Raw genomic sequence first — 26,025 nt, forward strand, 5'->3', positions numbered from 1 at the left:
CGTCAAAACCGCGATTCCAGCATACGACGCAGACGGTCTACTGCAAGCTCGAATTCGTCTAATTCGGTACCAACTTGCTTCCCTGAGATGCCGTTGCGCTCAAAGATCGAGGCCAGAGAAGCGAGTTCTACAGCTCCGACCATGGCGCAGCCTCCCTTGATGGCATGGGCCTGGCGGCGAAACGAGGAGTTGTCGTTCTCGTGGAAGGCCGTGCGCATGGCTGTAATGCGTGTGAGGGCATCGTCCATGGCAAAGGTATACGTCGCTTTTAACTGGGCAGCCGGCATGGCAGCGGTCATGCGGCGATAGATGGTTTCGTCGAGGAGGTGAGACTCCTGCGGCGCAGCGCCGTGATGCACGCCGGAACCATGCGTGAGCGAGAGAAAACGCTCCATGGAGAGCGGTTTAAGCAGGAAGGCATCGAAACCCGGCAGCCGGTGCTCCGGCGCCGTGGCGCTCATGGCGAAGATGCGCAGCGGGGTGGTGGTGGCCTTCCGCATGGCAGTGGCCAGGGCGGGGCCGCGCAGGCCGGGTATCTGCAGGTCCGTCAGCACGAGACCGATCTCCGGGTTCTTCGTGATGGCAGCTACCGCATCTTCGCCCGAACCGCAGCCAGTGACGGTGAAACCCTCCTGGGTGAGCAACACATCAAGCAGCTCCAGGCTCATGGGGTCGTCTTCAACAACGAGAATCTGGTTGGTGGCCATCTCGCTGACAGGGTATAACAGCCTGCATATGGACGGTAGCCCGGAAAATCTCGCGGAGCAATTGTTGTTGCTACGAAAACGCGTTGAAGCGTTGGAGGAAGAGGTTGCGACGCTTCGCGGGCGGCGCGTCGTCCAGTCGATAATGCCCAGAGCCCAAGCCGGGCCAACGCCGCCTGTGCCGGCCATTCCGGCTCCAGCCAATCCGCGTTTTGCTGTAGAAGAGCGGCAGAACCTGGAATCGCGGCTGGGATCGCAGGTCTTCAATCGTATCGGTGTCCTGGCACTATTGATCGGAGCGGCATGGGCGCTGAAGCTGGCGATCGATAATCAGTGGATCGGCCCGGCTGGACGCATTCTGGTGGGTTTGATTGCAGGCGCCGGGCTTGTGCTGTGGTCGGAACGTTTCCGCAGCAAAGGTTTCCCGGCCTTTTCCTATTCGTTGAAGGCAGTCGGAACCGGTGTTTTGTATCTGTCTCTATGGGCCTCCTTGCAGATCTATCACTTGCTGCCGGTAGGTGTTGTCTTCACGGCCATGCTGGCGGTGACTGCGTGGAATGCCTGGATGGCCTGGGCACAGGATGCCGAGCTGCTTGCTGCCTACGCTCTTGCTGGAGGGTTTGCAACACCAGGGCTCCTGTCGACCGGGCAGAACCATGTGGTTTTTCTCTTCAGCTATCTCATTCTGTTGAGTGGCTCTGTGGCGGTTCTGCTGGTGTTCAAGGTATGGCCTCGTCTGTTGCTGGGAGCACTGGCGATGTCTTCGATCTACACCATTGGCTGGTATACGCGTTTTTTTACAGCGGATCAGTTCGGTCTGGTCAGCTTTTTCGTCCTGGTGCTCTTTCTTTTATTTGCGCTGGTGCCGTTCATCCAATCGTCGGAAGGGAACGCTGTGCTGTCGGTATGGCTGCCGCTGGCTGCAAGCGCCTATGGTTCGCTGACCTTTTATTCGTTGCTGCAGGATAGTGGGCGGCACGCATGGTTGAGCTGGGGAGCGGTTGCGTTCGCCGCCCTGTATCTCTTGCTGATGCGGCTGCAGATCCGACTGCGGCCGAACGCGGTTACCGAGGCAATTCACCTGTCGCTTGCGATCGTCTTCCTGACCATCGCGATTCCGCTGAAAGCGTCGGGGCGCTGGATCACCATCGGATGGCTGGCCGAGGGTGTTGCTTTGTACTGGATCGCAGCCGAGAAGATGAAGCACCAGGCAAGCAGCCTGCAGTCCAGCGTGCGCTGGCTTTCGTTGGGAGCGCTTGTTCTGGGGTACGTTGGAGCTATCACGTTGCCCTGGTGGACCCACAGCGGGCCAACTCCGTTTGCGAATGCTGGTTTCGTAGCCGAGGTTTGTGCCATCGCCGCGTTGGCGGTTGTGATCTGGATCGATCTCAAGCGTGGTCAGATGCAGATTCCCGCGATCGCTTCCGTAGCGTTAAATTTGCTTTTGCTTGTCACCGTACGCCGCGAGATCTTTGCGTTTTTAACCGTTCGGGCAACATTGGATGATTCGATTGCGTTGGAGTTCACTTTCTCGGCGTTCATGATGCTGCACGGTGCGGCACTGCTGGCGGTCGGCTTCTGGAAGCGTACAGCCTTCGTGCGCTGGCAGGGGCTGGTGCTGCTGGTCGCTACCATAGGGAAGGTCTTCCTGTACGACATGCGCAGCCTGTCACAGGGATACCGGGTTCTCAGCTTTATCGGCCTTGGTGCGTTGTTGATGGCCGTAAGCTTCGTCTATCAGAAGGACTGGCTCGGCCTGAAGGCCGTGTCCCGTTCAGAGGAGTAGTTTGTTGTGAAGTGGTTTGCCGCAGGGCTGGCGTTGCTGGTGGCAGCGACGGCTCCTTCCCCCCAACCTTCGGATTTCCGCTACCAGCGCCAACTGACCGCGCCTTCCGCAGGCGGTGCGGACCAGGCATGCGCCGTGCTGGACTCTGACGTATTTGCCCATGCTGCGCCGGCGTTGCGTGATCTGCGGCTCTTTGCCGGCGGACATGAGGTGCCATATGCCACCACGGTCTCCGAACCGGCCACGCCGGAGGCCGAGTCCGCACGGGTGCTGAATCTTGCAACCCAGGGCAATTCTCTCGTTTTCGATCTTGTGATGCCGGGACATCCGTATACCGAGATCGAGCTGAATCTGGCGGCAAAGGACTTTCTGGCGGCAGCGAAGGTCTCGGCGGGCAGTGAAGAGCTTGGCAGCTATACGATCTTTGATCTCTCAAGCCAGCATCTCGGCCGCAACACGACGCTGCATCTGCAGGAGAGCACCTTTCCCATCCTGCACGTCGAACTCATGCCGATTCCGTCGCAGGGGAATCCACATGCTCTTACGACAGGGAGTGTACGAGGAGCGACGATTCCGCCAAGCCGCGAGGAACAGACGCTCTACACCATCGTGGCTCACAGTACGAACTTCACCCAACAGGGGCGGCAGACGGTGATAACGATTGCGTTGCCGCCGCAGGTGCCGGTGGAGCGTGTCCGGTTCCAGATGCAGACAGAGAAGACTGTGAATTTTGCGCGCACGGTCAGGGTGACGGCGCGTGCGTCCGAGGAAGGCAGCCGCAGCGAGTCGGCTACGGGAGAGATTCTGCATGTGAAGATCACGCGCGGCGGGCGCGAGATTGAAGACGAGGATCTGACGATTCCGTTCACCATTGGAGCGAATCTACAGTCGCCGGCAACCGTGGAGATTGCCGTCGAGAACGGTGACGACCAGCCCTTGCCGATTGCCGCCGTCAACCTGGAGATGCGCCAGCGAAAGCTATGCTGGCAGGCGAACGTCGCCAGTTCGCCGGTGCTGTACTACGGCGATAAGACACTGCCGGCCCCGGTCTATGACTATGCGCGGATCTTTCCGGTAAGCGGACGACAGGCTGAGGCGACGATACGGGCGGAGGAGGGCAATGAGCTCTTTCACCAGGCACAGGCGAAGCGTCCACTGACCGACCGCTATCCGCAGTTGCTGTGGCTGGCGCTGATCGGTGTCGTAGGGACGCTGGGCCTGGTGGCGCTGCGGTCGGCGATGAAGCTCCCGAAATAGCGATGCCCGGCACGAGGCCGGGCATTTTTATTTTGGTGATGGCTGAGGTCTAGATGCGTCCGAAGGCGATCTCCATCAGCAGCTTCTCTTCGATCTCGTGCGCCTTGGCCGACCCGGTGGCTGGGCTGGCGGCTGCGGCACGGTTGACAGTGCGTACCGGAATGTCGCCGGCGGCGTAGCGCAGCTTCGGGTTGATGTAGGTAAGCGGGCCCATGTTGGCTGGCTCTTCCTGCACCCAGACAAGCTCTTCGACATTCGGATGCTGTGCGATGGCGGCCTGCAGTGCAGCTTCCGGCCAGGGGAAGAGCTGTTCGATGAAGATAATGCCGGTCTCGGTGTCCTTGCGCTTGGCGCGCTCGACGCGGAGATTGTGTCCGACCTTGCCGCTGCAGATGAGCAGGCGCCTGGCGTTCTTGACCTCGCCCTCGGGCAGCACCGTCTGGAAGTGCTCGTGGCTGAAGTCAGCAATGGGAGAGATCGCATCCGGATGACGCAGCATGCTCTTGGGCGTGAAGACGACCAGCGGCTTGCGATAGGGCGACAGAGCCTGGCGGCGCAGCAGATGGAAGTACTGTGCTGCGTTGGAAGGTTGTGCCACGATCATGTTGTCCTGCGCGCACAGCTGCAGATAACGCTCCATACGGGCGGAGGAGTGCTCCGGACCCTGGCCTTCGTAGCCGTGCGGCAGCAGCAATACAACGCCGGAGAGCAGGTGCCATTTGGTCTCTGCTGCGGAGATGAACTGGTCAATGACCATCTGTGCGCCGTTGGAGAAGTCACCGAACTGCGCCTCCCAGAGAACGAGAGCTTCAGGGAAGTCACGCGAGAAGCCGTACTCAAAGCCAAGTACAGCGGCTTCGGAGAGCATGGAGTTATAGGCTTCGAAGTTCCCCTGCTTGTCGCTGAGGTGCTGCAGCGGCGACCAGCGGAACTCCGTCTCGGTATCGGTATAGAAGCTGTGGCGCTGGTTGAAGGTGCCGCGCTGCGAGTCCTGTCCGGAGAGGCGAACCGGTGTGCCGGACTCAAGCAGGGAGGCATAGGCGACCAGCTCAGCCATACCGTAGTCGAACGGACGCTTGCCCTCTCCCATCTCTTTGCGCTGAGCGAGAAGTGCCTTCACCTTGGGATGGATATTGAAGTCCGCCGGATAGGTAGTGAGCTTGTTGACCAGTTCCGCGATGCGTTCGGCGGGCAGGCCGGTGACGGTGTCGTCGTTGACCGGAAGATAGCCGCCCTTGTAGTTATCCCAGTACGCAGGCGCGTCGGCCATATGCGGGATCTCGGTGGCCTGCGTCGCTTGCTTCTGCGCGTTGAGCAACTCTTCCTGAACAGCCTTAGCTTCTGCTGACGGATCGATGCCGATCTTCTGCGCATAGGCCTGGTAGATAGCCGGACGGTCCTTGATCAGGGCATAGCGGCGCGGCTGGGTGACTGTCGGATCGTCTACTTCGGAGTGGCCGTGCTTGCGATACCCGATCAGATCGACCACAACATCAGAGCCGAAGGTCGCACGGTAGTCAGCGGCGATCTCCGCAACACGGACGACCGCGTCGACATCTTCCGCGTTGACGTGGAAGATGGGGATCGGCAGACGCTTGGCAAGGTCAGTGGCGTAGCGCGACGAGTTGGACTCTTGCGGCATGGCTGTGAAGCCGAGCAGGTTGTTGGTGAGTACCTGGATGGTTCCGCCGACGTTGTAGCCGTTGATTGTAGCCAGATTCAGCGTCTCGGCGGTCACGCCCTGTCCGGCGAAAGCTGCATCGCCGTGGATGACCATGGGAAGAACCTTCTTCCAACCGTCTGCGCCGATACGCATCTGCTTAGCGCGTACGCGGCCGATGACCACCGGATTCACCACTTCGAGGTGCGAAGGGTTGGAGGCCAGGTGCAGCGCTATCTTCTTGCCCTCGGGCGAGGTGTAGCCACCGGTGGCTCCTAAGTGATACTTCACGTCGCCGCCGCCCAACGTGGAGCGGGGATCGACATCTTCAAACTTGGTAAAGAGCTCCACAGCCGCGCGGCCGACGGTGTTGGTCATCACGTTCAGACGTCCGCGGTGAGCCATGCCAAAGACGCACGTCTCAACGCCTTGTGCGGCGCTGGTGGCGAAAAGCTGGTCGAGGAAAGGAATGAAAGAGCAGAGGCCTTCGAGGGAGAAGCGCTTCGTTCCGAGATAGCGGGCCTGGATAACCTGCTCGAAGATATCCGCTCGGATCAGCTGAGAGAGGATGCGCTTCTGGTCGTACTTTGGCGCCGGCCGCTCTATGCGATCCTGCAGCCACTGGCGTCGCTCAGGCGACGGAATATGCATGAACTCCGCTGCGATAGTGCCGCAGTAGTAGCTGCGAGCCTCCTGCGCGATTTCGCTGGAAAGCTCGTCTTCGGGCACATCGACCGGGAAGGGCTCCGGCGGAAGGTGCTGGCCCAGCGGATCAAGCTGTGCCTGCAGATAACCCCAGCGACGAAATACATCGAACACAACGTCGCGCGTCATTCCGGGTGCCGTTCCATTCTTTTGTGGGGTTGTGGTTTTCTTCCGTTCGACAGGAGCCTTTGTCGCCATTGCACCATCTTCTCCAAAAGGCGAATTTTTCCTCGAAAATCCGCCACACCTATGCTAAGCCTGCGCAGGTACTTTCGGCAGGGGTTTCAAGGTGTCCCGTATCGATTTTCGCATATTCTGTGCGCTAATCGGACGCGGCACAAAAATGGCGCGGCAACGGCCGCGCCATCTGTTTGAGTTATCGGCTACTTAGAAAGCCAGCTTGAGACCGAACTGTAACTGTCGGGAGGTAGTCGAGGTTGCGGTGATAGCGCCTGCCGTGGGCGAGGCCACCGCAGCGGTGGTCTGATTGGCGGCAGTGCCCTGCGTCGGGCCTGAGCTGAAGACGGTGGGGTTGGGAAGGGCGAAGTTGGTGTGGTTCAGGAAGTTGAAGGCCTCGGCGCGGAACTGCGCATTTACCCGTTCACCGACCTTGAAGCGCTTGAGCAGCGACAGATCGACGTTAAGGAGATGCGGTCCGGTAAGAGTGTCACGTCCCAGGTTTCCCACAGCGCCATAGTGAGGAGCGCTGAAGGCGGCAGGATTGAACCACTGGTTGACGGTATGCGGATAGAGGCTGCCGTTGAAGTTCGGATTGACGTCGGGACGTACGGGGTTGCGGGTGTCTCCGCTGCCGGTCGGGTTATAGCCAAGCTGAGGTGTGAAGGGGAAGCCTGACTGCAGGTTGGCGATACTGCTGACCGTCCAGCCATCGAGAGTCTGACGCGCAATGCCGGAACTGAGCCGGTGTGCGAAGGGGATCTCCCAGGTGCCGTTGATTGCAGCGTTGTGTTTGATGTCCGTAGCGGCACGGCCCCAGTCAAGCTTGGGGAAGTAAGGAACGCTGACGAAGGCAGGCGTGTTGGCACTGACGCTGGTGTTCCATGCGGAGCCGTTGTCGAGATTGCGTGCAAAGGTGTAGTTGCCGCGAATCTGCAGACCGTGCGAGAACTGCCGGCGGACGTCCACCTGCAACGCACTGTAGAAGGTGTTTGCCGCAGACCACCAGGAGGTGGTGTTGGCGACATTCGGATTCAGCTTGGTGGTCGTCGGATAGTAGACGGTGCCGGCGGCCAGTGATGCGGGGCAGGAGGGATTCGGGCAGACGACTGCAGCCGGCTCGTTGAGGTCGCCGGAGACGATCTGGTGGTAGCCGCGCGATCCTGCATAGCCGACGGTAAGGGAGGTATTGCTAGCGATCTGCTGTTCGACGCGCAACGACCATGCAATGACCGTTGGAGTGCGGATGTCGGGCTGTACGTTCGAGGGCGAGATCAGCGAACCGGCTGCTGCGGTTGTGGAAGGTGTAATTGCCAGACTGGATACCGGGACATTCTTGAAGGCCAGGGTGGTATTGAAGGGGGCGACCTGGGTCAGGCGGTAGTCGAGGTTATCCAGCAGTGCGCGATGAATACCCGCGCCGAGACGGATCGCGGTCTTGCCGCTGGCAAAGGGTGACCAGGAGAGGCCCAGGCGAGGCTCTGGGAGGAACTTGGCCTTGTTGTCGGAAAGCGCATACTTGCCGACTGTCGGGTTGGTGTCGATGACCCAGTTGTTGAGGTTGTAGTTGGCGGCGCGATTTTGCGTCTCGCTCCAGTTGCTGGCTGACTCGAAACGGAAGCCCGCGCGGATTTCGAGTCGCGGAGTGACGCGAAAAGTATCTTCGACGAAGCCCGCACCGAAGAGAGCGCGGAAGCCAAGCGCTGTCGGAGCTGGAACGACGCTGAAGGTGGCGGCTGTGCCTTGCAGGAAGGTGGTGAGCGTGGAGAAGGAGGCCTGGCCGTACTGGTTCTGCGCCAAAAGGTCGTTGGCCTGCAGCCGCTGCAGCCATACGCCGGCCTCGATCTGATGACGGCCCACGGTATAGAAGATGTGGTCGTCGAAGGTGAAGAGGTTGCGCACGGCGCGGTTGTTCGAACCCACGTTGGCGCCTGCGGTTGAGACCTGGGATACGCCGTTCGATGCAGTTGAGCCCGCGATCACGATGGCTCCGACGGGTTTGCCGACGACGAACGGTGTAACGCCATCCACTGGAACTTCGCCGGAGAAGAAGAAGGCCGCGCGCGAGTAGCCGAAGCGGGCAGTGTTCAACAGACGCGGTGAGAAGACGTGCTGTTCCTGCAGGCTGGTGACCTGTTCGCGCACATTTTCGTTGATCCACGTAAGCGGATTCACTGTCGGTGTGTGTGCGGTTGAGTCATCGACGGTGTAGACGGAGAAGAACTGGTCCTTGCTGCCGAGGTTCCAATCGAAGCGCGTGGTCCCGAAGTCTTCGCGGATACGCTGTACAGGATTGGAGTAGGCGTACGCCAGGCCTGAGCCGAGATCGGGGCCGTTGGCCTGCGGCCACAGCTTCAGCAGATTAGCAACGCCGGGCGCCACGCCGACGTAGGTCTCTCCGGTCCCGCTGCTGTTGGGGACGTATCCCTGGCGCGCGCGATCGTTGGGAACGATGGCCTTGTTGGAGAGGCCAAGATTCTGGCGATAGCCCTCGTAGTTGGCAAAGAGCAGCAGCTTGTCCTTGCGGATAGGTCCGCCGACAGAGCCGCCGAAGTTGTTGCGCTGGAACTGCGGGAGGCGCTTGCCGTTGGCTCCTGGCTGATCGAAGTAGTTGCGGGCGTCGAGCGAGGAGTTGCGCAGGAACTCGTAGACGTTGCCGTGGTACTGGTTGGTGCCGCTGGCGGTAACGATAGAGATCTGCGCACCCTGGCGCTTACCGTAGTTGGCGCCGTAAGTGTCGGTGATGACGTTGAACTCGCGCACCGCATCGACGCCGAGAAGCTGTCCGCTGGCGCCGCCGGGCGTGACGTTGATCAGCGAGGCGCCGGTGTATTCAATACCGTTCAGAAGGAAGATGTTGTCCTGCGGCCGGCGGCCTGCAACGGAGAACATGGCGCCGACCGATGAGTTCGAAGTGCCGACTGAACCGGAGCGCTGACCGGTGTAGTTGACCACGCCGGGATTGAGAGTCAGCAACTGATCGTAGGAACGGCCGTTGAGGGGAAGCTCTTTTACGGCACGCTCATCGACAAGGCCGGCGGTCTGCTGGGTGGACAGGTTGACGACCGGCGGTGTGTCGACCACGGAGACCGCCTGCGAGATCTCGCCGACAGTAAGCCGGATGTCAGCAGTGACAGCCTGTCCGACGACGACCGGCACGGCGGTAAGAGTCTGGCGGGCAAAGCCGTCCTTCTCGGCACTGACAGACCAGCGCCCGATGGTGACGGAGGGTGCGGAGTAGCGGCCCTGTGCGTCAGTGGTCAGGTGGCGTTCGGTGCCCGTCTCTTCGTTACGGACAATGACGGTTGCATCGGAGATGGCGGCTCCGCTGGCATCGGTAACCGTGCCGGAGATGGAGCCGCCCACCATCTGGGCGTGGGCTCGGAGGAGGGCGAAGCTGGCGAATAGGAGCAGGAATGCAGCGAAATATGCGATACGGCGCATGGAGTCAATCTCCTTGTGGTTCTTGGGTGCGCGTCTGCAGGGTGCAGCGCGGCTTAGATGTGAAGTGAAAACTGGCCAGAAGATGCAGGAAGGTGCGCAATACCCGAACGGGTCAGCGACAACAACAACAGGATTCTGCGGAGGCGCGGCGTGACATTAACGAATGTCTCCGCGGATGAAGGTCCAGTAGACCAGTCCAAGTGTGACCAGGGCGATGAAGATCTCGCCGAGAATGCCGACCACGATGGGCCGCCAGCCTTGCCCGGTCAGGTCGCGCAGGTTGGTGCGCAGGCCAACTCCGGCAAATGCCGGAAGAAACGCCCAGCGCGAAAGATTGCTCAGGCTGGAAAGCTGCGAGGTATTGAAGAAGCTCGAAGAAGCGAGCACCGAGATGACGAGAAAGCCGAGGATGAACTTGGGGAACTTTTGCCAGAGGAACAGCGCCTTATTCGGTACATCGGGCGCCTGTCCCTTGGAAGCCCAGTAGACGGCGTAACCGAGAACGACAAAGCCGATGAAGGCAGAGCGAGCTGTCTTGGCGAGGATAGCGAAGCGTCCGGCAACATCGCCGTAGAGCGCGCCGGTCACGGTAGCCTCGGCAGTGTTGTCAACGGCCAGGCCGGTCCAGATGCCGTAGCTCTCCTGGCTTAGATGGAGCAGGTGGCCGATCGCCGGGAAGGTGAAGAGAGCGATTGCGCCCAGCGTGAGAATCGCGGCGATCGAGGTGGAGACGTCTTCTTCCTCGGGCTCGATCGCTCCGCGCGCTGCCATGATGGCGGTGACGCCGCAGATAGAGGAGCCGATGGCGAGCAGCGAGGTCAGCTTCGGACGCAGGCCGAAGATGCGGCCCAGCAGCGTCATGACAGTGAGTGACAGCGCCAGCTCGATAAATACGAGCAGCAGGGAGACGGTGCCGATGCGCAAGACATCGGAGAAGACAAAGCGTGCGCCGACCAGAACGATACCGAGCTTCAGCCAGAGCTCATAGGTAGCGACACCGGGACGGAAGATGGGTTTGACGCCGATGGAGTTGGAGACGATGAGGCCGAGGATGATGGCCCAGAGCACATACTCGATCTGCGGCAGGCGCAGATGGTACTCGGTGCGAAGGTGGGTAAATTCGTGCTCGATCAGTTTGCCGAGGAACCCGATACCGAAGAGCAGCGCGATGCCCGGTAGCAGACGCAAAAGTCCCCTGTAGACAGACGCGGAACTCCGCGCGGAGGTATCCGGGGATGCGAGTACAGTAGACACGGTTCAGCGAGACTGCAAAGTGCTAGAAGCTGATATGCGGAACAACGTTGAGACGGACCAGTACGGCCAGTGCCAGGGCAATACCGATGGCCAGCATGTCAATGACGGCTGTGTTGTGCTTGACGGCGACCTTGGTTTGATTCGGTGACATCGTTGCGAAACTCCTTACCGGGGTGGTTCGTTGTTTCGCGATGCGCCGGAAAGAGAAAACCCACGCATCGCGCTTTGGCTGATGCGTGGGTCTCTGAATCTTGGGAGCGTTTTTACGCTTTGGCTAGGCCAGGTCAGAAACCGCGCAGCAGCATACGCTGTTGCAACAAACGCAACAGGTACAAGCGGCGATGCGGTTCATAACCATTAGTGAGAGGTTAGATGTTCCCGGGCCTCACGTCAAGGGCGGCGGGCTCTAAAATGGGGGCGGCGTCCGACCCCCCAAAGGGCGCCCGGAAAGCTGCAGGGTTGCGCATGAAAGCTCTCGTCAAGAGCCGAGCCGAAAGAGGGCTGTGGCTGGAAGATGTTCCTGAGCCGGAGATCGGCATCAACGACGTCAAGATCAAGGTTCTGGCAACAGGGATCTGCGGCACAGATCTTCATATCTATCAATGGGATGAATGGGCCCAGAAGACGATTCCGGTGCCGATGACCATTGGCCACGAATTTGTCGGTCAGATCGTTGAGGTTGGTTCTAATGTCACCGACTTCCATCCGGGAGACCGGGTCAGCGGTGAGGGACACGTGGTCTGCGGCCGCTGCCGCAACTGCCTGGCGGGGCGACGCCACCTTTGTGCTCATACGCTGGGTGTCGGTGTGAACCGCTCTGGAGCCTTTGCCGAATATGTGGTGCTGCCGATGACCAATATCTGGCGGCATGCCGACAATATCCCCACAGATGTTGCGGCGATCTTCGATCCCTTTGGCAATGCCGTGCATACGGCGCTAGCCTTCCCGGTACTGGGAGAGGATGTGCTGGTAACGGGAGCAGGTCCCATCGGCATTATGGCCGCTGCTGTCGCGAAGCATGCCGGAGCGAGGCATGTCGTGATTACAGACCTGAATCCGGTCCGGCTGGAGCTGGCACGCAAAGCTGCGGGTGTCTCGTTGGCGGTGAATCCGAAGGAGACGAGCCTCACGGATGTGATGCAGCAGCTCGATATGCATGAGGGTTTCGATGTAGGGCTGGAGATGAGCGGCAATCAGAACGCTTTCCGAGACATGATCGCGACCATGTCGCACGGTGGCAAGATTGCGATGCTGGGTATCCCGTCGCCCTCGGAGATTGCCATCGACTGGAACCACGTGATCTTCGATCAGCTCACCATTCGTGGTATCTATGGCCGCGAGATGTATGAGACCTGGTACAAGATGACGGTGATGCTGCAGTCGGGTCTCGATATCAGCAAGGTGATCACGCATCGCTACCAGTGGAACGAGTTCGAAAAGGGCTTCGACGCAATGCGGGAAGGAAGCTCAGGGAAGGTCATCCTGGATTGGAGCACGATATAACGCATGAGCCAGACACGTCCTCAACTTGCACATCTGACCGCTGCCCTGAATGAGCTGAAGGAGCGCGGGACCTATTTCAAGCTGCGTGTACTCGATGGAGAACAGGGGCCGGTCAGCATCTACGACGGCCGCGAGGTGATCAACCTTGCCTCCAACAACTACCTCGGCCTGTGTGATCACCCAAAGCTGAAGGAAGCCGCACTGAAGGCGACTGAGCAGTATGGTGTCGGCTCCGGTGCGGTGCGGACGATCGCCGGCACAATGAAAATCCACCTTGAGCTCGAAGAAAAAATTGCGGCTTTTAAGAACGTGGAAGCCTGCGTCGTCTTCCAGTCGGGCTTTGCCGCAAATGCGGGAACGGTCTCATCGATCCTCGGCAAGGAAGATTTCATTCTCTCTGATGAGCTGAACCACGCTTCCATCATCGATGGGGCGCGGCTCTCGCGGGCGAAGATCAAGGTCTTTCGCCATAAGGATGCCGCTCACTGCGAAGAGCTGCTGAAGGAAGTACAGAATGAACCCGGCCGCAAGTTAGTCATCACGGACGGTGTCTTCTCGATGGATGGTGATATCGGTCCCGTAGACAAACTCGCCGATCTGGCGGAGCAGTACGGCGCCATCATGATGGTGGACGATGCTCATGCATCCGGCGTGCTGGGCCGCAACGGGCGCGGTTCGGTCGATCACTTCCACTGTCATGGACGTGTGGATGTGCAGGTAGGCACGCTGTCGAAGGCGATTGGTGCTTTGGGCGGGTATGTGTGCGGATCGCGCGACCTGATTGAGTATCTCTACCATCGTGCGCGACCGTTTCTGTTCTCGACATCGCATCCACCGTCGGTGGCGGCGACCTGCATTGCGGCCTTCGATCTTCTGGAGAATGAGCCGGAGCGGATCGACCGGCTGTGGGAGAACACGCGCTACTTCAAACAGCAGCTAACGAATGCTGGGTTTGATGTGGGCGGAAAGACGACGCCCGCCAGCGAGACTCCGATTACGCCGATCATCGTCGGTGAGGGAAAACTGACGATGGAGTTCAGCAAGGCATTGTTCGAAGCTGGGTTGCTGGCGACAGGGATTGCATTTCCGACGGTTCCGGAAGGAAAGGCGCGTGTACGGACGATTGTTTCAAGTGAGCACACGAAGGCTCAGTTGGATCGGGCGCTGGAGATTCTGACTGAGTCGGCGAAGAGGATGGGGATTTTGTAGGTGCTGGAAACGTGTTATGCTTCGGTAGGAATAATTCCTACCGGAGGGCACGATGGCTTCTATTGAAAAGATTTCGATCGCTCTTCCTCCTGAGATGGTTTCTCAGGTCCGTCAGGCTGTTGATAGCGGGGAGTATGCCTCTTCGAGCGAGGTCATTCGTGATGCCTTACGCGACTGGACGTATAAACGCCAATTGCAGCAAAACGGCGTCACTGAGTTGCGTCAGCTATGGCAACAAGCGCGTGCCGACAAAAGTCCAGGTCTTGATCCGGATGAAGTGTTCGATGAGCTTGAGGCTAAGTATCAGGCAATCGCGAACGCAAGAGGCGTCACTCGCTAGTGCGCTACACACTCTCACCGATTCTCAAGGACGACCTTGAAGACATCGCAAATTGGATAGCTCAGGACAATCCGCGCCGTGCCGTCACTTTTGTGCGTGAGATGCGCGAAGAGATACGGAGGATTTCACAGAATCCTTCGCACTACCAGTTAAGGCCTGAGATTGGGGAAGAAGCGCGGCTTGCTGTATTTGGCCGGTATGTCATTCTCTTTTCGATTGACGGTGACTCGGTGAGGTTCGAACGTGTAGTTTTTGGCGGCCGTAATTTGCCTGCACTTTATCAACAGTGATTGACGTCTATGTTCCTAAAGATGTCTTGTGTCAGATAGAAAAGGCCCGGAATTATCCGGGCCTTTTTCGTTTGAAAGCCGCTTACGGCAGGCTGCGCTTGAAGCGGTAGGCAAGTTCCAGGTCAATCTTGTTTTCGACGCTGGCCAGGCGGCCGATCTTTGGCGGATTGAGGCCAAACTGGTCGAAGGTCAGGATCGTCTTGGCGCGGCCGGCGACCATGTTGTCGCGCGGATTGAAAGTGGCGATGCCCTGGAAGGTGACCTCTTTGGTCACGCCGTGGATGGTGAGGTTGCCGGTGAGGGCAATGCCTGTCTGTCCGGCGGAGGGAATCAGCTTATCCAGGCCAGTCACCTTGGTGGGAACGAACTCCGCTGTGGGGAACTTTGCGGTCTCCAGGGTGCGGTTCTGGACAAAGCCGTCGCGCTGGTCCTGGTCGCTCTTCAGGCCGCGCAGGTCAACGGTGATCTTGGAGCCGGGATCGACGGTTCCATCGGCCTTGATGGTCAGGGTGCCAGAGACCAGGTTCGTCGTACCGATGGCTTCATTGGTAAAAGCCACGCCGACAAACTGTTCGGTCACACGATAGCTGGCAGACGAACCATCGGAGATGACGTCCAGTTTGGCGCCGGGAGTCGGGGGCGGCGGTGGCTGCTGCGGTCCACCGGGGCCGCCGGGACCGGGCATCTGAGCATTGGCAGCGGCGCTGGCAAAAATCAGCAGACCTGCCAGAAGCAGAGTGGGCTTGTGAGACATACAACCTCCACAAAGGAAAACAGATGTGATTGCGTAGTGGAGGTTTGACGGGACGGGTGCGAAAAAAGCCGCAGGAAAAACGGTTACAGCCCGTTTCTCCTGCGTTCTTTACTGTTGATTACTGTTCTTTACGGCTGATAGTGGCCGTTGTATTCGACGAAGAGTTCCGGGAACTGCGCCTTCAGAGCTGCGATCTTCGGAAGGTCACACACCTGGATGTAGGAATTGCCCGGGTTTTTGAGCGCATAGTCCTGGTGATAGTCCTCTCCGGGGTAAAAAGCCTGCAGAGGAGAGAGCTTGGTGACAATCTTCCCGTGGAAGACATGGGCCGCATCCAGCTGGGTGATGTAATCGGTGGCCAGCTTGCGCTGTTCTTCATTGGCGTAAAAGATAGCCGAGCGGTAAGAGTAGCCGATGTCGTTCTCCTGGCGGTTGAGCTGTGTGGGATCGTGCGCTACGGAGAAGAAGATGCGCAGCAGCGTGCCGTAGGTGATGCGCGCAGGATCGTAGACGACTTCAACCGACTCGGCGTGATCGGTGGTCTCCGTGACAACCTGGCCGTAGTTTGCCGTCTCTTTGGTGCCGCCGGAGTATCCGGCCGTGGTGTGCAGCACACCCTTCAGACGCTGAAAGACAGCCTGTGTGCCCCAGAAGCATCCACCGGCAAAGACGGCTGTCTGGCGGCCATGGGTCGTAGCGAGGGCGGCATCGTGAGCCGGAGCGGGAACCGGCTGCTTCGTCGCGGCTCCTCCTGGGAGTGTGAGCATGGCAAGTATGCCCGCGAATACTGCTGAAAGTTTGCGCATGGCAGTTAACCCTCCTCGCATTGGACTCCGGACCCGCTGGCAGGTTACAGGCGTTGTTCGGACATCTCAGGAAAAGCTACTTCGACTCCTGCTTGATGGGAAAGCTGACGGTAAACTCCGTTTTGCCGGGCTCCGAGGTGAAGCTGATGGCGCCGCCCGCCTGTTCGGCGATGCGTTGTGCGATGCCGAGTCCGAGTCCCGTGCCGACACCCATGGGCTTGGTCGTGAAGAAGGTTTCGAAGATCTTGCCCTGGTCTTCGGGTGCGATACCGGCTCCGTTGTCTCCGATGGTGACGAAGATCCGGCCATCGTTCGTTCCGGTCTTTACGCTGATCTCGCCGCCCTGGGCGGGCGCTGCATCAATCGCGTTGTCGAGGAGGTTGGTCCAGATCTGGTTCAGGCCCGCGGCGTGGACAGAGAGAGGAGGAAGGCCGCCGGCAAAGCTCTTTTTGATGCTGAGCTGTTTCTCGTAGATCTTATGTTTCAAAAGAATGAGCGTGGCATGCACGCTCTCATTCAGGTCTATGGATTGTCCGCTCTTGCCTTCGTAGGTGTACGTCTTTACTGCTTTGACGAGGCCGGTGATGCGGGTGATGCTTTCTTCGATGGTGCCTACCAGTTGCATGGAGCTGACCATGGAGGCGAGCCAGGCGATGATGTTTTCGACCGAATGTTTACCATCCTGGAGTGTTTCAGCCTTCAGGCAATCCAGATCGTGGGTAGTGATGCCGATGGAGGTCAAAACGGGAGCCAGGCCCCAGGAGTTGGAAACGTTATTGGTTTCCAGCCACTCGGCCAGCGCCTCTTCAGCGTCGGCCTCTTCCAGGGAGCTCATGCACTGTGGCCGCTCTGTGGAGAAGGCACGTTCCTGCAACGACCACACACAGTTGAACTCCATCATGTCGTGTTCTTTAGAGAACGCCTTGCCCAGCTCATGCATCAGGCGAAGATTGCTTCGGAGCTGGCTGGCGGCGCGACTGGCGGCTGCGCCCGGGTTATTCAGCTCGTGCATCAGACCGGCAGTCAGAGTACCGAGGGCAGCCAGCTTCTCTTCCTGAATGGAGCGGTGCTGTGCGCCGCGCAACCGCTCATTCAACTGGCCCAGGATAAAGGCGCGCATAGAAGGGCAGCGCGCCATCAGGCCCCAGAATTCTTCTACGGAGTAGGAGAGGATCAGGCAGTCTTCTAATGCCTCTGCGGTGACAGGGATTGCCTGCTGGGTGATGAGGGCGTACTCGCCCATGACCGCCCCAGGCTCGAGAGTGGAGACCGTCTGTACCTGCTTGGTGCCGTAGTAGTAATAACCACGGACTGACCCCTGCAGCAGTATGCCAAACAGGGTCAGCTTCTCTCCCTGTTGGGCAAGAATCTGCCCTGCAGGGACATGCACGACAGGAGCTGACGAGATACAGGTCAGCTCCTCTTCGGAGAGGTTGGAGAAGACAGGCAGCGCACGAAGTTTTTCAGTAACTTCGGCGGGTGTGAGCGACACGGTCTGGGTTAGGTCAATCATCATCTGGAAAGGTTTGCGAGATATTGGTGAACGAACTGTACGGCGATTGAGCCTTCGCCAACGGCGGAGGCACAGCGCTTGACGGAGCCATGGCGGACATCACCGGCGACAAAGATGCCGGGGACACTGCTCTCCAGCAGATATGGATCGCGATCGATCTTGAGTTTTGCTCTCAGGTCAGAAGGGAGGTCCGGACCTGCAAGGATGAAGCCGCGAGCGTCAGTCAAAACGGTGGAGGGCAGCCAATCGGTCTTGGGTGCGGCACCGATGAAGATGAAGACAGAAGAGGTGGAGCGCTTCTCTTCGCCCTTCGGAGTGTTCACGGTAATGCACTCAAGATGAGTATCGCCATCGAAGCCGACGATCTCAGTCTGAGTTTCGACCGTGATGTTCGGACGGGAGGCGATCTGATCGATCAGGTATTTCGACATCGACTTCTCAAGACCAACGCCGCGGACCAACATCCGCACGGAAGCGGCGTAGTTGGAGAAGTGCATGGCGGCCTGGCCGGCAGAGTTCGCTCCACCTACGATGTAGACCTCTTCATTGGCGCAGGAGATGGCCTCGCTCATGGAAGCGCCATAGTACACGCCTGCACCGGTGAAGCGGTCGGCTCCGGAGACGTCAAGCTTGCAGTAGGAGACGCCGGTGGCGACCAGGCAGACATGGCAGGAGACCTCATTGCCATCGGCCATCGTGATGATGTGGTAGTTGTTTTCGCCGCGAACGCAGGTAGCACGCTGGGTGAGGAACTCGGCTCCGAGACGGTTGGCCTGTAAGGTGGCGCGCTTGGCCAGCTCTTCGCCGGAGAGGCCCTGGGGGAAGCCAAGGTAGTTCTCGATGCGGGAGGAGGAGCCTGCCTGTCCACCAGGTGCCTCAGGCTCCACGATCAGGGTGCGAAGGCCCTCGGAGGCTCCGTAGACGCCGGCGGCCAGGCCGGCGGGACCTGCCCCGATGACAACCAGATCGTAGAACTGTTGTTCCGCCTGGGTACGGAGGCCAATCTTCTGGGCGAGTTCGAGCTGCGACGGCTGCACCAGAACGTCTCCGTTCCCGAAGCAGACCACCGGCAGGTTTTTGGCATCGAGCTTGTGCTCTTCCAGCAGCTTGGTGGCTTCGGGGTGCTGTTCCAGGTTAAGCCACTGATACTGCACATGGTTGCGGCCGAGAAAGTCCCGGGTTGCGTGGTCCTGGGGCGACCAGCGGGTGCCGATAACCCGAAGTCCCTCGAAGGCAGGTTTGTAACCCTGCTGCCAGGCTTCCAGAAGATCATCCAGCACCGGGTAAAGCTTCTCCTCGGGCGGATCCCAGGGCTTGTTCAGGTAGTAGTGGATCTTGGCGGAGTTGATCGCCCGAATGGCTGCTTCGGTGTCCGCATAGGCGGTCAGAAGGGCTCGCTTCGCCTCTGGATAGAGGGGGATAACATTTTCCAGCAGTTCCACACCGGTCATACCGGGCATGCGCTGGTCTGAGAGGAAGAGTGCGACCTGTTCACCGCGTTCTTTGAGCTGTTCAGCCGTATCGAGCGCTGCTTTGCCACTGGCGGCCCGGAGGATACGGTATTGCTGCCCGTAATGGCGGCGAAGGTCCTGGACTACCGCTTCCAGAACGCTGGTATCGTCGTCGACTGCGAGGATGATTGGTTTGGGCATACCGTGAGTCTAGCTTCGCGACGGCTTTTAGATTCGTTCCACAGCCGCCGGGACGCAAAATTTAGGTTGCAACTCGAGATGTGCCGAGCGCAAGATGTGTTCCGTTTCCAGACACCGCTTGCGAGGGCGGCAAGCGTGCCGATAAGCCGTGACGAGAGAGTTATCGAGAGGTATCGACTGATGGTCCGGCTGATTCTGGGAGACAACGAGGCAATTTTCCGCGCGGGAATGGCGAGGGTTTTAGTCCGCGATGACGAGACGCGCATCGTGGCGCAGTGTGGCGATGAACAACGGCTGATGGAGTCCGTGCGTACGTTCCGGGCATCGATCGTTTTGGTGGGCCGGTCTATGTGCAGCGACCTTCCGGCACTGTTCGCCGCAGTCCATGAGTCGGGTAGCCGACTCATCCTGGTCCTGGAAAAGAGTGAAGAACCGACCCAGGAGACACGGGCCAAGGCCTTTGGCGTGGTCAACCGGGATGTGGACGGACAGGCGCTGGTGGAGTGTGTACGCCGGGTAACCCGCGGGCAGCGGGTTTTTCCGGAGACGAGGCAGTCCGCCGGAACGAAGGATGATATGGGTCACCTCGTCCGCGAGAAGCTTACGCCGCGCGAGATGCAGGTCGTGGGGCTGATCGTCCGGGGATGCCGCAACAAGGACATTGCCAACCAGTTAGGCACCAAGGAGCAGGTTGTCAAAAACTACCTGCGCAGTGTTTACGGTAAAGTCGGCGTCTCGGATCGCCTGGAGCTGGCGCTGTTCGCCATCCACCACCATGTGGTCGAGGGCGTGGCCGTCACCTAAACACGCCTAGCTGGCAAGCGGGGCTGCGTTCCCTGACGGGCGGAGGAGTGTTTCCAGAATCGTGACCAGCTCCGAGGGATCGACTGGCTTTTCGAGATAGATGTCGGCTGTCGGTTCCGAAGACTGAAAGGCCCGGGAGACATAGCCGGAGACGACGATGACGGGAGCTGCAGAGAGCTGTTTGATCTGCTGCAGCAGAAGGTGACCGTCTTCTGTGCCAAGCTGCCAGTCCATCACAATGGCGTCGCAGGGCGTCGTCCGCAGATGTGCCAGCGCCTGGGTAACAGATGGAGCCGGGATCGCCGTATGACCGGCCCGATCCAGAATTGCGCATTTCAGAAGCAGAGCATCCGACTCATCATCTACGCAGAGAATGCGGGCCACGGTCCCTCCTCGCTCGCGGGAATTTTCCGTTAGAGCATTTCTCCTAAAGGTGTAGGGCGGAGTTTTGGCTGTTTGCGCCGTTTTCCTACGAAGAAAACGGCATTCGCAGATTTATCCAAAGCCACCGTATTAGGAGAATTGCTCTAGACAGCGGTGAGTGTCAATGCACGCCAGAGCATTTTCCCAGTTGCCGGGTGGCCCGGCAGGGTGTGCAGCGGCGTTTTCATTGCGGAAAAACGCCCATAGATACGGAAGCCCTACACCACAATCTACAGGGAAGAGGCTCTACTGCACTTTTTCAGCGATGGACTTCGCCTGCGTGAAGAGTAGCAGATAGTCTGCTCCGCCCGCCTTGGAGTCCGTACCACTCATATTGAAGCCGCCGAAGGGATGCGCTCCGACCATAGCGCCGGTGCACTTGCGGTTGAAGTACAAGTTGCCGACGTGGAACTCCACGCGGGCACGGTCGAGTTTGGCGGCGGAGTTGGAATAAAGGGCTCCGGTCAAACCGTACTCGGTGTTGTTGGCAATCGAGAGCGCATCGTCGAAGTCCTGCGACTTGATTACGGCGAGCACCGGGCCGAAGATCTCTTCCTGAGCAATGCGAGCCGTTGGTGCAACATCGGTAAATATTGTGGGCTCAATGTAATAGCCGTTTTCTTTGGTAGGGATAGCGTTACCGCCCAGAAGCAGCTTGCCTTCCGTTTTCCCTAGAGCCAGATAACTCATCACACGGTCGAAGGCGCGCTGGCTGCTCACCGGACCGGTATAGACGTTCTCCACGGGATCGCCCGTCTTGAGGGCAGAGACCTTGTCGCGGAGTTTGTCGGTGAAGGTGTCATAGATCGCCTTGTTGACGATGACGCGCGAGCAGGCGGAGCACTTCTGACCATTGAATCCGAAGGCTGAGGCGACCACGCCTTCAACCGCAGCATCGAGATCGCAGTCCGCTTCGACGATGATGGAGTCTTTCCCACCCAGCTCGAGGATGGTGCGCTTGATAAACTTCTGTCCGGGCTGGGTCTTGGCAGCGCGCTCATGAATCTCCAGACCGACCGCCTTCGAACCGGTGAAGGAGATGAAGCGGGTCTGGGGATGGTCGACGAGAGCGCGGCCGACTTCGGGGCCCTCGCCCTGCAGCAGGTTTACAACTCCGTCAGGCAGACCCGCTTCTTCCAATACGGCAACGAAGCGTGCGGCGATGGTCGGCGCATCGGCAGATGGCTTAAGAACGACAGTGTTGCCGCAGACGATGGCGGCAACCGTCATGCCCGCCATGATGGCGAGGGGAAAGTTCCACGGGGGAATCACGGCGCCGACACCCAAAGGCATGTAGCGGAGCCGGTTGCGCTCACCGGGATACTGGATCGGTGTTGTGGACTGGTCGAGCTTCAGAGCTTCGCGAGCGTAGAACTCGAGGAAGTCAATGGTCTCGCCCACGTCAGCATCTGCTTCGGCCCAGTTTTTGCCGACCTCGTAGGTCAGCCAGGCGCAGAACTCGAACTTACGTGCCCGTACAAGCTGAGCCGTGCGAACCAGAACTTTGACGCGATCTTCCATGGGAAGGCGGGACCAGGTCTGGAAGGCCGTCTGCGCTGCCTGCATCGCCCGCTCGGCATGCTCTTCGGTGGCGCGCTGATGAATGCCGACAACCTGCCCCGTGCGCGCGGGATTGACGGAGACGATCTTTTCGGAGGCGGCGACGCGTCTGCCGCCAATGATGAGGTCGTACTCTTTGCCGAGGAGCCCTGCGACCGTATCCAGGCCTTCGCGCATGGATTGCGCTGCGGCCGGGTCGTTGAAATTGACAAAGGGTTCGTTCTCAAACGGAGGCAGGTCAAGGGTCGGCATATCAGGTTAAGTTTATCGCTAAAGTTAGGCGGGGCCAGATGGCCCCGATAGTTGATTTATTGAATGGTTGAATAGTTGCCTTCGGCTCTCAGGACTACGTCTTGGTCAGCTGTTCCGTTTCGACCGACATCTGTGCCGTGCGTTCCAGCTTGTCCCAGTTGAAGGGTTTGCCGTCGATCGCGCGCTTGATGGTCTTCAGTAACACGACCGAGAAGACCTGGCGGTAGCTGAAGCGCTGAATCCAGATGTGCGCCAGCAGCCATCCATCACCTTTGCTCGCTGGATGCTTACGTTCAAGCGCGAAAGCGAGCGCTGACGCGGCAAAGTCCACCACCATGAAGGTGACGAAGAATGCCAGTAGCTTCAGGAAGCTGGCATTGGAGGCTGCTTCCGGATGGAAGTGTTTGTCCAGCAGATAGTGCACGATGCTGGCGATGAACATCAGATCGATCAGCGGCGAGAGCAGCGGCAGGATGATCTGGAAGATGATGATGTTGGGCAGGGCGAAAAGACCCATGGCCCGATGGTGTCTGACGGCTCCGATGTGCTTGAAGACAGCCTGCAGGATGCCGAAGGACCAGCGGAATCGCTGCCGCATCAGGCCGCGCATATTCTCAGGTGCCTCGGTAAACGCGAGCGCCTGGTCTTCATAGATCACCGAATAGCCCTGTTCGAGCAGGTTCATGGTGAGATCGGCGTCTTCGGCGACAGTGTTGGCGTGATAGCCGCCGAGGTCCTGTACGGCACGGGTGCGCCATGCGCCGATGGCTCCGGGAACCACCATGACAACATCGAACAGATCCAACGCGCGGCGCTCGAAGTTCTGGCTGGTGATGTACTCAAGCGCCTGCCAGCGCGTCCAGAGGTTCACGCGATTGCCGACCTTGGCGTTGCCGGCGACGGCGCCGATCTTCGGATTGGCGAAGTGTGGCACCAGGCGTGAGATGGCATCGTGAGCGATGACGCCGTCGGCGTCGATACCGATATAGATCTCTTCGTCGATCTGTTGCAGCGCGTAATTGAGAGCCTCGGCCTTGCCGGCATTCGGCTTGGTCAGCAGCGTGAGGCGGCCACTCTCGATCTCCTTCGGATAGGTCTCGCGGACGACAGCGGAGGTGCGGTCTTTGGAACCATCGTCGATGACCACAATACGGAGGTTCTTGTAGTTCGACATCATCACCGAGCGGATAGTGCGGGCGATGACCTTCTCTTCGTTATATGCCGGAATCAGAACCGCGACACGCGGCATGTAGTCCTCGCCGGCCATCGACCTGCGTTTGCGGAGACGATCAATCAGGGCAAAGAGGCCGATGATGATGAGCCGCGCGGTCATCAGGACGTCGCCGGCAAAGAAGACCGCGACGACAAAGTGATTGAAGAAGCCGAAGAGCGAGAACATCACCGAATCGACAAAAGCCTGCCAGCGCTGCCGGAAGCCGGTGATGGGCGGCATCACTTCGTTACGGCTCTTACTCAGCAGTTGGGAGACAGGGACAATCTCATAGCCGCGCTGTCGCAGGGCCTTGATGAGAACGGGAAGGGCATCGATAGTGGGCTGGCGGTTTCCGCCGCCATCATGCATCAGGATGATGGAGCCGCGCATCCACGGCTTTTGTTCCATCATGTCGATCTGGTCCCAGACGCTTTCGGTGATCTCGGCCGGCGTCTTGCGCGGATGCTCGTCCCAGTCGTTGGTGTCGATCTTGTTGCCGACGATCACATAGCCGAGCTTCTGCACGTGTTCCACAGGAGCGGCCTGATCGTTGGTATCCGGTTCCTGGTCGATGGAGTAAGGCGGACGGAAGTAGAGAGGCTGCACGCCGACTTTACTGGCGAAGAGACGGGTGGTGAGCGTGAGCTCCAGGTCGAGCTGGCTCTTCGAGATTTCACTGATGTCGGGGTGCGTGAAGGTGTGATTACCGATCTCGTGGCCTTCACGGTAGATGCGTTTGACCAGACCGACATTTTCCTGTGCTTCCTCTCCGATCAGGAAGAAGGTGGCAGGTACTTTGTACTTCTTAAGAATGTCGAGGATCTTTGGAGTCCAGTCCGGATCGGGACCGTCGTCAAAGGTGATCGCGACCCGCTTCGGGTGATAGCCGTATAGCTGGACGGTATAGGAGAGCGGGTATTTCTGGAATGTCTCTTCGGCGATGAACTTGTTGTCATCGTCCATCTTCACCGTACGCAGACCGTTCTGCATAGGGCGGGTGACCTTGAGGACATCGCCGTCTCCCTCGGTATCGATACCGTTGCCCGGGGGGACGTCGGCCAGCTCTTTGACTGGATTAGAACGACCGGGCTGGTCCCAGATCTTCCACATCGATGGGTCTTCAGTTCCCAGGCGCCAGAGAGCATACGTCTGCAGGCCGAGCTCACGAGCGGCCCGCATCTCATTGACTACCGTGACGGCATCGAGGAACCAGACCTCGTGGCGAATCTTTGCATCGACATCGTCATAGGCGAAGTGCGGGTTCAGCGTGTCTGGATCCAGGACGACCTCTGCCTCTGAGTCGACCGCCTCCTGCCAGGCTTCCTGCGTTGCCAGATTGATCGTGTTTACGACTTTCGGCACCGGTGGCTTGCGGTGCGGGCGCCTCTTGTCCACGGGCTCCGGCATGGTCGTAGACCAGTCATAGCCATAGGAACCGAGGGCGCAGATGAGCTTTTCTTTCGGGACCTTCTTCAGGATGTCCTGCAGGTTCTGCACAAACCATTCCTGCGAAGCGATGGGACCGGGCTTGCTCTCGGTCTGGTGCTCGTCATAATTCATCAGCAGCAGACCGTCTGAGTGCGCGGCCAGATAGGCCATGTCGAAGTCGTCGTCACCGACCGGCACATTGATATAGAGCCGCAGGTTGTGTGGATGGAAGTCCGCGTAGAGGGCGGCTATCAGAGCCCGGAAGCCGGGCTGGGCGTCGCTGGGAATCTCTTCGAAGTCGAGCGAGATGCCACGGTAACGCGGATTGGCGGCAAGAAAGGTGTGAATCTGCTGGACGAGATTTGCCGAGGCGTCCGGGTTGTTAAGGATTTGCCCGATGTCGGACGTGAAGTTGCCGCGCTTGATGTCGTAGTTGTTCAGCAAGGGAAAGATTTCGGTATCTTCCCGTGCCTGGGTGATGGTGCGGACGACCTTGTTTTCATGATCGACGCCATGAACCGCGCCCGCTTTATCAACGACAGAGAACGGACGGTTATCGATGGTGTAGGCGGTGAGTGCACCGTCGGGACTGATGGCGTGCAGCCACTCAGGAAAGAGCAGATCGATCTGGTGGATGTGCTGCTTCAGCGAGGAGTAGCTGGCTGGATCGTCGTCGACGTAATAGGCCGCACGTAGACCTTCGCCGGAGTTGAAGGCGATATCAGAGGGCTTGCGCGTGGTGCGGCGATGGGCATTGAGCTGGGCGCGCTCTCTGGGCGTCAGCTCAGGAACCGGCGGATTGGACAGCGACTTGTAATTCCGCTTGGGAACTTCGATGAGCAGTTGCGGCAGGGGGCGGATGCGCACCAGGCCGATGATGAAGAACACGATGAGTATGCTGCCAATGACCGCGCAGACGTCAAAGATGCGGCGCAGCCGTTTCCAGCGGCGTCGTTGCGGATCGTAAAAGACAGGTTTCGTCATCGTAAGTACGTTCTATGCCTCATCTTAGAACTGAATTGCGAACCTGGCACAGTATGATGCGTTTGATGACACACAGAGGGTGTGTCATCAAACTCCTGACGGTCGGCGCCGGGAGCGGATTTTTTCAAGATCGAGGAGTGAGGAGAGAACTGTAGCTGGTCTACTGGAACGACGAGGGACGAAGAGATCGGGAAAATCCGCCCCGGCCCGGAGGGTTGCGGAGAAAATTGCCCCATACTTCGTTGTCGGCCTCGACTGTGGGCCCGCCACAGCCTTCGGCCTCCGCCTCGTCTGCGCCAATTTTCTC

At 59.1% G+C, this 26,025-nt stretch carries 19 protein-coding genes; 7 read left to right on the top strand and 12 right to left on the bottom strand.

The window, feature by feature from the left end; translation table 11 throughout:
* Positions 1-2 precede the first annotated feature (2 nt).
* Positions 3-707 (bottom strand): Hpt domain-containing response regulator, encoded by a 705-nt coding sequence (locus AB4Y89_RS09430; protein WP_442300668.1) that lies wholly within the window; start codon positions 705-707, stop codon positions 3-5.
* On the opposite strand from AB4Y89_RS09430, the gene AB4Y89_RS09435 reads away from it, so the two are divergent.
* Together AB4Y89_RS09435 and AB4Y89_RS09440 are read left to right on the top strand one after the other, a co-directional pair.
* Complete coding sequence (locus AB4Y89_RS09435) at positions 700-2,490, top strand: DUF2339 domain-containing protein (protein ID WP_442300669.1); 1,791 nt, start codon at positions 700-702, stop codon at positions 2,488-2,490. The two genes, AB4Y89_RS09430 and AB4Y89_RS09435, sit on opposite strands and share 8 nt — an antisense overlap.
* A 6-nt stretch (positions 2,491-2,496) precedes the next feature.
* The gene (locus AB4Y89_RS09440) at positions 2,497-3,747 is read left to right on the top strand and encodes a hypothetical protein (RefSeq protein ID WP_442300670.1); all 1,251 of its coding nucleotides are present in this window, start codon (positions 2,497-2,499) and stop codon (positions 3,745-3,747) included.
* A 49-nt stretch (positions 3,748-3,796) separates the two neighbouring features.
* Here AB4Y89_RS09440 and AB4Y89_RS09445 read toward each other — a convergent pair whose 3' ends face one another.
* The 4 genes from AB4Y89_RS09445 to AB4Y89_RS09460 form a co-directional block, all read right to left on the bottom strand.
* Entirely contained in the window at positions 3,797-6,310 is a 2,514-nt protein-coding gene (locus tag AB4Y89_RS09445; protein WP_442300671.1) for a 2-oxoglutarate dehydrogenase E1 component, read from the bottom strand.
* Positions 6,311-6,499: 189 nt separating this feature from the next.
* Positions 6,500-9,733 (bottom strand): carboxypeptidase regulatory-like domain-containing protein, encoded by a 3,234-nt coding sequence (locus AB4Y89_RS09450; protein ID WP_442300672.1) that lies wholly within the window; start codon positions 9,731-9,733, stop codon positions 6,500-6,502.
* 156 nt (positions 9,734-9,889) lie between these two features.
* Positions 9,890-10,921, bottom strand: coding sequence for a YeiH family protein (locus AB4Y89_RS09455; protein ID WP_442300673.1), 1,032 nt, complete (start codon positions 10,919-10,921; stop codon positions 9,890-9,892).
* Positions 10,922-11,009: 88 nt separating this feature from the next.
* Entirely contained in the window at positions 11,010-11,138 is a 129-nt protein-coding gene (locus AB4Y89_RS09460) for a hypothetical protein (RefSeq protein WP_442300674.1), read from the bottom strand.
* Between the two features lie 314 nt (positions 11,139-11,452).
* Between AB4Y89_RS09460 and tdh the strand changes: the two genes are divergently transcribed.
* From tdh to AB4Y89_RS09480, 4 genes are read left to right on the top strand one after another with little or no spacing between them, the layout of a single operon-like run.
* Positions 11,453-12,490 (top strand): L-threonine 3-dehydrogenase, encoded by a 1,038-nt coding sequence (gene tdh / locus AB4Y89_RS09465; protein WP_442300675.1) that lies wholly within the window; start codon positions 11,453-11,455, stop codon positions 12,488-12,490.
* Between the two features lie 3 nt (positions 12,491-12,493).
* Complete coding sequence (locus AB4Y89_RS09470; protein WP_442300676.1) at positions 12,494-13,699, top strand: glycine C-acetyltransferase; 1,206 nt, start codon at positions 12,494-12,496, stop codon at positions 13,697-13,699.
* 52 nt (positions 13,700-13,751) lie between these two features.
* Positions 13,752-14,039 (top strand): ribbon-helix-helix domain-containing protein, encoded by a 288-nt coding sequence (locus AB4Y89_RS09475; protein ID WP_442300677.1) that lies wholly within the window; start codon positions 13,752-13,754, stop codon positions 14,037-14,039.
* Complete coding sequence (locus tag AB4Y89_RS09480) at positions 14,039-14,329, top strand: type II toxin-antitoxin system RelE/ParE family toxin (RefSeq protein WP_442300678.1); 291 nt, start codon at positions 14,039-14,041, stop codon at positions 14,327-14,329. The genes AB4Y89_RS09475 and AB4Y89_RS09480 overlap by 1 nt, the downstream gene beginning before the upstream one ends.
* Positions 14,330-14,411: 82 nt before the next feature.
* Here AB4Y89_RS09480 and AB4Y89_RS09485 read toward each other — a convergent pair whose 3' ends face one another.
* The 4 genes from AB4Y89_RS09485 to AB4Y89_RS09500 all read right to left on the bottom strand — a co-directional run bounded on the left by AB4Y89_RS09485 (position 14,412) and on the right by AB4Y89_RS09500 (position 19,054).
* Positions 14,412-15,083, bottom strand: a complete 672-nt coding sequence (locus tag AB4Y89_RS09485) for a YceI family protein (RefSeq protein ID WP_442300679.1) — start codon at positions 15,081-15,083, stop codon at positions 14,412-14,414.
* Between the two features lie 128 nt (positions 15,084-15,211).
* Positions 15,212-15,889, bottom strand: coding sequence for a peptide-methionine (S)-S-oxide reductase MsrA (gene msrA / locus AB4Y89_RS09490; RefSeq protein ID WP_442300680.1), 678 nt, complete (start codon positions 15,887-15,889; stop codon positions 15,212-15,214).
* A 76-nt stretch (positions 15,890-15,965) separates the two neighbouring features.
* Positions 15,966-17,405 carry an ATP-binding protein gene (locus AB4Y89_RS09495; protein ID WP_442300681.1) on the bottom strand — a complete coding sequence of 480 codons (1,440 nt, stop codon included), beginning with the start codon at positions 17,403-17,405 and terminating at the stop codon, positions 15,966-15,968.
* Complete coding sequence (locus AB4Y89_RS09500; protein ID WP_442300682.1) at positions 17,402-19,054, bottom strand: FAD-dependent oxidoreductase; 1,653 nt, start codon at positions 19,052-19,054, stop codon at positions 17,402-17,404. Before AB4Y89_RS09500 ends, AB4Y89_RS09495 begins: the two co-directional genes overlap by 4 nt.
* Before the next feature lie 228 nt (positions 19,055-19,282).
* Between AB4Y89_RS09500 and AB4Y89_RS09505 the strand changes: the two genes are divergently transcribed.
* Positions 19,283-19,858 (top strand): LuxR C-terminal-related transcriptional regulator, encoded by a 576-nt coding sequence (locus AB4Y89_RS09505; protein ID WP_442300683.1) that lies wholly within the window; start codon positions 19,283-19,285, stop codon positions 19,856-19,858.
* Between the two features lie 6 nt (positions 19,859-19,864).
* Here the strand turns inward: AB4Y89_RS09505 and AB4Y89_RS09510 are convergent, their stop codons facing one another.
* The 3 genes from AB4Y89_RS09510 to AB4Y89_RS09520 form a co-directional block, all read right to left on the bottom strand.
* Positions 19,865-20,242, bottom strand: a complete 378-nt coding sequence (locus AB4Y89_RS09510) for a response regulator (RefSeq protein WP_442300684.1) — start codon at positions 20,240-20,242, stop codon at positions 19,865-19,867.
* Positions 20,243-20,527: 285 nt separating this feature from the next.
* A complete protein-coding gene (gene pruA, locus AB4Y89_RS09515; protein ID WP_442300685.1) occupies positions 20,528-22,093 on the bottom strand; it encodes an L-glutamate gamma-semialdehyde dehydrogenase in 1,566 nt (521 codons plus the stop codon).
* A 94-nt stretch (positions 22,094-22,187) separates the two neighbouring features.
* Positions 22,188-25,718: a polysaccharide deacetylase family protein gene (locus AB4Y89_RS09520; RefSeq protein ID WP_442300686.1), complete on the bottom strand. Its 3,531-nt coding sequence runs from the start codon at positions 25,716-25,718 to the stop codon at positions 22,188-22,190.
* Positions 25,719-26,025: the final 307 nt, after the last annotated feature.

Origin of the sequence: Terriglobus sp. 2YAB30_2 (assembly GCF_052114765.1) — a bacterium.
Taxonomy (GTDB): Bacteria; Acidobacteriota; Terriglobia; order Terriglobales; family Acidobacteriaceae; genus Terriglobus.

Coding starts and splice junctions, on each gene's coding strand:
- AB4Y89_RS09475 (WP_442300677.1), top strand. CDS start 13,752: ATGGCTTCTATTGAAAAGATTTCGATCGCTCTTCCTCCTGAGATGGTT.
- AB4Y89_RS09445 (WP_442300671.1), bottom strand. CDS start 6,310: ATGGCGACAAAGGCTCCTGTCGAACGGAAGAAAACCACAACCCCACAA.
- AB4Y89_RS09520 (WP_442300686.1), bottom strand. CDS start 25,718: ATGACGAAACCTGTCTTTTACGATCCGCAACGACGCCGCTGGAAACGG.
- tdh (WP_442300675.1), top strand. CDS start 11,453: ATGAAAGCTCTCGTCAAGAGCCGAGCCGAAAGAGGGCTGTGGCTGGAA.
- AB4Y89_RS09485 (WP_442300679.1), bottom strand. CDS start 15,083: ATGTCTCACAAGCCCACTCTGCTTCTGGCAGGTCTGCTGATTTTTGCC.
- AB4Y89_RS09505 (WP_442300683.1), top strand. CDS start 19,283: ATGGCGAGGGTTTTAGTCCGCGATGACGAGACGCGCATCGTGGCGCAG.
- msrA (WP_442300680.1), bottom strand. CDS start 15,889: ATGCGCAAACTTTCAGCAGTATTCGCGGGCATACTTGCCATGCTCACA.
- AB4Y89_RS09495 (WP_442300681.1), bottom strand. CDS start 17,405: ATGATGATTGACCTAACCCAGACCGTGTCGCTCACACCCGCCGAAGTT.
- pruA (WP_442300685.1), bottom strand. CDS start 22,093: ATGCCGACCCTTGACCTGCCTCCGTTTGAGAACGAACCCTTTGTCAAT.
- AB4Y89_RS09450 (WP_442300672.1), bottom strand. CDS start 9,733: ATGCGCCGTATCGCATATTTCGCTGCATTCCTGCTCCTATTCGCCAGC.
- AB4Y89_RS09500 (WP_442300682.1), bottom strand. CDS start 19,054: ATGCCCAAACCAATCATCCTCGCAGTCGACGACGATACCAGCGTTCTG.
- AB4Y89_RS09470 (WP_442300676.1), top strand. CDS start 12,494: ATGAGCCAGACACGTCCTCAACTTGCACATCTGACCGCTGCCCTGAAT.
- AB4Y89_RS09430 (WP_442300668.1), bottom strand. CDS start 707: ATGGCCACCAACCAGATTCTCGTTGTTGAAGACGACCCCATGAGCCTG.
- AB4Y89_RS09460 (WP_442300674.1), bottom strand. CDS start 11,138: ATGTCACCGAATCAAACCAAGGTCGCCGTCAAGCACAACACAGCCGTC.